At 39.8% G+C, this 7,479-nt stretch carries 8 protein-coding genes; all 8 read left to right on the forward strand.

Annotation, left to right across the window (positions count from 1 at the left end; genetic code table 11):
• The first annotated feature begins 5 nt into the window (after positions 1–5).
• On the forward strand, positions 6–1,508 hold the full coding sequence (gene flgK, locus ACYVLS_RS07075) for a flagellar hook-associated protein FlgK (protein WP_460322941.1): 1,503 nt from the start codon (positions 6–8) through the stop codon (positions 1,506–1,508).
• 2 nt (positions 1,509–1,510) lie between these two features.
• A complete protein-coding gene (flgL, locus tag ACYVLS_RS07080) occupies positions 1,511–2,431 on the forward strand; it encodes a flagellar hook-associated protein FlgL (RefSeq protein WP_460322943.1) in 921 nt (306 codons plus the stop codon).
• Between the two features lie 141 nt (positions 2,432–2,572).
• A complete protein-coding gene (locus ACYVLS_RS07085; protein WP_460322945.1) occupies positions 2,573–3,574 on the forward strand; it encodes a flagellin N-terminal helical domain-containing protein in 1,002 nt (333 codons plus the stop codon).
• 119 nt (positions 3,575–3,693) lie between these two features.
• On the forward strand, positions 3,694–4,077 hold the full coding sequence (locus ACYVLS_RS07090; RefSeq protein ID WP_460322948.1) for a flagellar protein FlaG: 384 nt from the start codon (positions 3,694–3,696) through the stop codon (positions 4,075–4,077).
• Between the two features lie 4 nt (positions 4,078–4,081).
• Entirely contained in the window at positions 4,082–5,452 is a 1,371-nt protein-coding gene (gene fliD / locus ACYVLS_RS07095) for a flagellar filament capping protein FliD (protein WP_460322950.1), read from the forward strand.
• A 16-nt stretch (positions 5,453–5,468) separates the two neighbouring features.
• Positions 5,469–5,834, forward strand: a complete 366-nt coding sequence (locus ACYVLS_RS07100) for a hypothetical protein (RefSeq protein WP_460322953.1) — start codon at positions 5,469–5,471, stop codon at positions 5,832–5,834.
• Positions 5,835–5,848: 14 nt separating this feature from the next.
• Positions 5,849–6,214, forward strand: coding sequence for a flagellar export chaperone FliS (gene fliS / locus ACYVLS_RS07105; protein WP_460322956.1), 366 nt, complete (start codon positions 5,849–5,851; stop codon positions 6,212–6,214).
• 178 nt (positions 6,215–6,392) lie between these two features.
• Complete coding sequence (locus tag ACYVLS_RS07110) at positions 6,393–7,205, forward strand: TspO/MBR family protein (RefSeq protein ID WP_460322959.1); 813 nt, start codon at positions 6,393–6,395, stop codon at positions 7,203–7,205.
• Positions 7,206–7,479 lie beyond the last annotated feature (274 nt).

Raw genomic sequence — 7,479 nt, forward strand, 5'->3', positions numbered from 1 at the left:
AACACATGACTGGATTATTTGGAACTTTAAATACAGCAACAAAAGGCTTGAACGCCCAGCAGACAGCTCTTCAAACTATCGGGCATAACGTCGCTAACGCGAACACATCCGGTTATACGAGACAACGCGTAACGATGCAGGCTGACTTTGCACAAAGCGTCGCAGGCGTTGGTCAAATTGGAACGGGTGTGAGAGTTGGAAACATTGACCGCGTGAGTGATGAGTATGTAACAACTCAGCTGAGAGATGCTCATTCAACAACGAAACGGCACGAATCATTATCTGATATTGTGGGCCAGCTAGAAGCAGTCTTCAATGAACCATCTGATACCGGACTGGCGAATCAGATTTCTGAAGTATTCAACGCCTGGAACTACTTAGCTTCAAATCCCGAACAATCTTCAGCCCGAACTATGCTGGTTCAAACAACGGAAACATTTACGGATACCATTCATCACATGGCAAACTCCATGGATAGTTTACATAATGATACACTGAACGAACTCGACAAAGCAGCGTTGGATGTCAATTCTACTCTTGAACAACTGGATAAATTGAACCACCAAATCTGGCAGGCATCTGTTAGAGGTTATACACCCAATGACTTACTTGATCACCAGGACCGATTGATGTCAGATATCGCCGGTAAAGTTGACATTTCTGTTGAACGCGATCAGTTTAACCGAGTATCCATAAAAGCTGATGGTCAAACACTTTTAAATAGTAACTCGCGTCAGGAACTAGCCGTTATTACTGATACCAATGAAAATGGAGAGTTATTCCTCGCTAATGGTGAACGAGTCATGGTACCTGAAGGTTCAGATATCAAGTTAGGTAGTCTGGTTATGAAATCAGCAGACAGCGAAGAAGTGACACTAATCAATACTAAAACTGGAACAATTAGAGGAACTCAAGAGGCGTTAGAAGTAATCAGTGACTCTCAAACGCAACTGGATGGCTTTGCACTGAACTTTGCTAAAGCCGTGAACCTCATTCATAGCAATGAGGGAGAAGGAGAGCCATTCTTCGCTATCAATGAAGAAAATGCGTCTTCCACCATTCGAGTAACCGAAGTGTTAAGGAAGAATCCAGAGAATGTCGTATCAGGCGCCTCGCTTGAAAATGAGTACTCTGGTGACGGCTCACGTGCACAAGCTATTGCTTCCTTACAAAATCAAGCCTTGTCACTGGATTCAGACAGCTGGCAGTTGAGCGAAGACGGCTCCATGAAAATTGAAGGAAACGGCCCAAGCTCTACTTTATTCAGTCGATACAACAGCATGGTAACGGAGATGGGTATCGTCAAGCAGCAGGAAGACAATATGCTGGAGACGCAAAATGCCTTGATGCAGCTCTTGACTCAGCGCCGTGAATCGATATCCGGTGTCGATATTAACGAAGAAGTGGTGGATATGATTAAATATTCCAGTGCTTTCCAGGCCAATTCACGCGTACTTCAAACGATTTCGGACATGCTCGATACATTAATTAATAGAACAGGGGTATAACCATGAGAATAACGAACTCCTTAATGTCTCAAAGCTTTTTATCAAACTTAAATAAAAATTCAAATAATGTTTTCAAATATCAGGAACAGTTGTCATCACTGAAACAAGTCAACCGTCCCAGTGATGATCCGTTGAAAGTTTCCAAAATCTTGGACTTAAAAAATGAACTAAAGCAGAATGCCCAGTACAAGACAACCATCAATGATTCCATTGATTTCACGAATGTACAGGACGCAGCTTTAGCCAATGCCACAAACTCACTCCAGCGTATTTCTTCTTTAACCCAGCAGGCCGCAAACGGAACTTATAATTCCCAGGACCGCCAAGCCATCAAGACAGAGATTGAAAATGAAGTGGAATCGATGCTGGACTCACTGAATACGAGTTTTGGGGGCCGGTACATTTTCGGTGGTCAAAAGAGTACTGAAAAACCCTTTTCTATTAACAGAGAAGACGGTAACTTTTCAATTGAATACTCTGGATCTGGCGAAAATATCAGCGGTAACGTGTTGAAAGAAATTGCTCGAGGGGTTACAGTGGACTTGCAGACGGATGGTAATCGACTGTTTGAACAAGCCGGGGATGCAGGAAATATGAGCGATGTGTTTAATGAACTGTTTACAGCTTTGGATAATAATGATACTGAAGCTTTGGGTGGAAACATTCTCAAGAAAATCGAAAAGACTATGGATAACACCGTTAATTTGAGAACCAACATCGGTGCCATTCATAATCGCCTCTCGGCAGCCAGAGACCGTAACGAGACAGAGTACCTGAACTTAGAAACCACTCTGTCAACTAATCAGGACATTGATTTAGCTGAAACCTATATGCACTACTCTATGGAAATGGTTGCTTATCAGGCATCTATGAATATGGGCACTCGTATTTTACAGACGAATATAATGGATTATGTAAGGTAATCTGAAAACGACCAAGGTATAGTACTTTGGTTGTTTTTTATAAAAACATCAAAAAAAGACTTAACAATATTTGTGTACTTCCGATAGTAAGTGTAGAAGGCGATGAGCCTTAAAAACAAACATAAATGGAGGAAAAAAATTATGCGTATTAATACTAACACGGCAGCTATGAATACATACTCACGTTTGAATTCAGCTCAACGGAGTCAAAGTAATTCATTTGCTAAATTATCATCAGGTCTGAGAATCAACAAAGCAGGGGACGATGCTGCAGGACTTTCCATTTCTGAAAAAATGCGTAACCAGATTTCAGGTTTAAAACAGGCAACTCGTAATGCACAAGATGGTATTTCATTAATTCAAACTGCTGAGGGTGCATTAAATGAAACACATTCTATCTTAAATCGTATGCGAGATCTAACTGTTCAAGCGGCTAATGATACAAATACCACTGAAGATCGCCAAGCTTTGCAAGAAGAACTAGATTCATTAGTCTTGGAAGTTGATCGAATTGCAGACACTACTAAATTTAATAAACAAGAATTACTTAATGGTGGAGCAAGTTTCAAATTTCAAATTGGTGCAAATGCAAATGAACATTTAGATTTATCGATTAATAGTATGAAATCAGATACTTTAGGTGTAGACAATCTTTCTCTAACAGGGACCTCAGAAATTCCATCTGATGCAAATGCTCAAACTGGTGCAGGTCACGATATTGAATGGAATGGCGATAACTGGGTTTATAGTAATGACGTTCCTGATACTGAGTCAAGCGATCCTAATTTATTTAATCAAGGAGATATTGTAGCACAGAATGTTTTAGATGATATTAATGATTTACCTACTGCTGAGCTTTCTTATGACTTTGACACAATTATTAACAATATAGATTCAGCAATAGAGTCAGTATCTTCACAAAGAGCGGAATTAGGAGCAACTCAAAACCGTCTCGAACATACTGTAAATAACCTAACTACAACTCGTGAAAACTTAGCTGAAGCAAACTCACGTATCCGTGACGTTGATATGGCTGAAGAAATGATGGAATTCACTAAGAACAACATTCTTTCTCAAGCGTCTACAGCTATGCTTGCGCAAGCTAACCAAATGCCTCAGGGCGTACTACAATTATTGGGATAATTTCCAGAATTGGAAAATTTGTTTTAAATCAGACAGAACCGAAGCGGTGGGTTGTTGCTTCGGTTTTGTTTTACATAGTGAATGTTTAATTTATTACTTAACTAGAGGAGCTGGATGAGATGAGTCAGCGTGTGGAGTCTATTGATGCATTAAAAACGATTGACCGAGTTTTACATTCAAATCGAAATGGGGTATCCTATTCGGGAGACCGTCTAGTTGAACCTATTAAAGCAGTTGAAGGGATTGAAACTTCATTTGACCGCGTGCAGTATGAACCGTCCAAGGATCAGGTTCAAAAACTCGCGGATGAAGCCCAAAGTGTTCTGCAGCGGGTGAATGCTCAGTTAACCTTTAAAGTGCATGAAGGGACCGGTCGGACTCTGGTTCAGGTAGTGGAAAAAGATTCAAAAGAAGTACTTAGAGAAATACCGCCCGAGAAGATGCTGGACGTTATTGCCGGTATCTGGCAATGGTCGGGGATAGCAGTAGATAGAATGGAGTGATTACATGAGCGATTTACGTATGATGGGTGCTTTTTCAGGAATTGATATGAGCATGATTGATAAAATTATGGAAGCGGAAGCCGCTAAAGGTGTCCGCTTTACCCAGCAGAAAGAAAAGTACACGAAGTCTCAGAATGCCTGGAAAGACATGAATACCCGTTTGGATTCTTTACATAAACGCCTGGAAGATTTGCAGAAACCAGATACCTTTAATTCTAAGTCTGTCAATATGACCGGGCCGGAAAACCTAAAGGTAACAGCTTCAACATCAGCTGCAACGGGGAACTACCGTGTTCAGGTTGAACAACTGGCTACTCAGACTAGACTGACAGGTGACCGCGTTGAAATCGATGGAGATATTCGTACAGAGTTAGGTTTTTCTGGTAAATTAAATATTAACTCAGTTGAAATTGATGTGTCAGAAACAGACAGCTTGCGTTCAATTAGTGAGAAGATAAACAGTTCATCAGTTGAAACAGGTGTCCGTTCTAATATCGTTGATAATCGTCTCGTTCTTACTCATACTGAATATGGTGAGAAAGATATTAACATTGAAGGAGAGATTGCGAGTGATTTAGGTTTAGCTGGTATTGAAGCAGTTAAAGGACAGAATAGTAAGTTTTCTATCGATGGTATTGTAATTAATGATCGAGCTACGAATTCAATTGATGATGTCATTGATGGGGTCACTATTAACTTAACGAACGTTCATAATGGCAATGAGTCTACTATTGTTTCAGTAACGGAGAATCTGGATAAGGCAGCTGAAACCCTTCAAAAGTTTGTCGAGCAGTATAATTCTACTCAAAACTTTATAACGTCTCAGTTGAGTGTTGGGGATCCATCGGCTTCAGATAATCAAACGGGTACTTTAGTAGGAGACGGTACATTGATGCGTCTTCAGTCAAGTCTGCGTTCAATGATGACCAGTACCGAAGCTCATGGGACTACGATTAAAGGCCTTCAAGAATTAGGGGTATCGGTAGACCGAAACGGAACAGCTTCATTTGACCGTACTAAACTGGACACTCAGATTAGAAATAATCCGGGTGAAGTAAAAGATTTCTTCTCATCTTCAACGAGAGTAACTGATCCAGAAGGTGTTGATACAACAGTTACAAAAGGATTCTCACGCGATATGCGTTCTTTTGTTAACCAGTACATCTCAAGTTCAAACGGCATCATTAAAACCCGCCGTGACACTTACGACCGTATGATTCGTGATGTGAATCAGCGTATTGAGCGCTTTGAGGAACGTTTGGAAATGCGCAAAGACCGGTATATCAGGCAGTTTTCCGCACTGGATACAGCGATGATGCAGGCGGAGTCTCAGATGGACTTCATGTTCAGTCAGTTGGGTATGAACCAAGGGTAATAAGGAGGCTTACCTTATGATGATAGATAATAGAGTTTTACTTAAAGAAAAGAAAGAACACTTTCTGGACATGCTGGACCGTTTAGTTAACTGGGATCAGAGCGCAGAGAGTGCTCAGGAGATTATTGACCAGAATCAGGAAACGATTCAGGAGATTGGAAAGATTGATGAGCAGTTATCCAGTGAGGAACGTGAAGATTTCGCAAAATCGAACCGCTGGCTGGTTGAACAGGTCATTTCCATCCAGAAACGTCTAATTGCAATTTTACAAAAAGAGTCCAAAAAAGTTGAAGGTCAAATGAAACAGATGAATCAGAAAAACAAAGTTGTCAGTCACTATATGGATAAGGAAACATCACTTTTTGTTGACCGTGATGTGTGAGAAAGGACTACATGATGAGTTATACATCCGCTTCTAAAGTTTATAAAAAGAATCAGGTTGAAACGGCGTCACCTAAACAGTTAGTTGTCTTACTTTATGAGGGAGCAGTTAAATTTATTCGTTTGGCTGAGCTGGCTATTGAAAAAAATGATATGACAAAAGCGAACAGAAATATTTTGAAAGCTCAGGATATTGTGACGGAGCTGATGGTATCTTTGAACCATCAGAACGGTGAGAATGCGATTGCCAGTGAGCTCCAGACGCTGTATTCATATATCTTGAACCAATTAATCCAGGCTAATTTAAAAAAAGATACTGAAAAATTAGCGGAAACAAGAAACTTACTATCTGAATTGCGTGAAGCTTGGGCCAGCATTTAATTGCTGGTCTTTTTTTGCCTACCAGGCTACTTATTCCTGCATTCAGTTCAACAGAATCCATTACTTATTGGAAGCTTTGTGTCTTTGACTTTGTTACAATAAATAAAATAACTGCTTATGTCGTATTCATTTATTCCTATATGATGTGCAGTCATGATAATAGAAGGAGGGTATGAGAATGAATGCAAAAACTAAGTCATGGATTAATCTGGGGCTACTTGTGCTGACACTGGTTGTGAATGCTCTGGGGTCAATGGGGGTCATTAATGATCTGTCGCAAGGTGAAATATCGGATATGTATGCGACACTCATTACGCCAGATTCTTTTGCGTTTAGTATTTGGAGTGTCATTTATACACTGTTGTTTCTATCACTGATCGTGATGATTATCAAGCACCAATCGCCTTATTTTGAAAAAGCCATTCATAAAATCAGCTATTTGTTTTGGGCGACCTGTTTATTGAACATCACATGGATAGTGACTTTTTCTTATTTACTGATAGGCTTGTCAACGCTGTTCATCTTTGTTTTTCTCATTGCGGTGGTTTTAATTATCAAACAGCTTGGGACCATTCACAGTAGAAAACGGTGGCTGTTGCCAATAACATTCGGTCTATATGGAGGCTGGCTCTTTATTGCAACAGTTGTTAATATTGCAACTTGGTTGGTACAGATTGAGTGGGATGGTTTTGGACTATCCGATGAAGTTTGGACAATTGCCATTCTTATCGTTGCTGTTATACTTACTTCACTGGTTACGTTTAATTTAAAAAATGCCGTTTTTCCACTGCCGGTAGCTTGGGGATACTTCGGTATTTACTATAACCTCTTTGATCCGGAAGGTTACCAGGGAGACTTTACGTTGTTTCAGTGGATTGCCATCGCTGGGATTGTTGTACTGATTGGTGTGGCCGCTATCCAGTTATATAAAAACAGATACGGAATTATGCCAGCACAATCCAGTTCAAAGACCTCGATTCTTAATCGATAATTACTATTACAATTTCGCAAATTATCAATAAATCATAAATAGGGTGTGTCTTTATTCATTTAAAGATATACCCTGTTTTTTATGGATAATTATAATTGTAAAATCACGTCATCTTTTTTCATTAATTCTGGAATAAACAGGTAATATATCACTAGTGTTGCATAAAACTTAGAATAAATGATTTCCACAGATTGTTACTTTCGTCACAAATGGTTTTCGTTAAAATTTCCAAAAAAGTCAATTGCTGGCGCAAGGGATGACTTTTTCCAGAAAT

The organism is Alkalibacterium psychrotolerans (genome assembly GCF_054784355.1).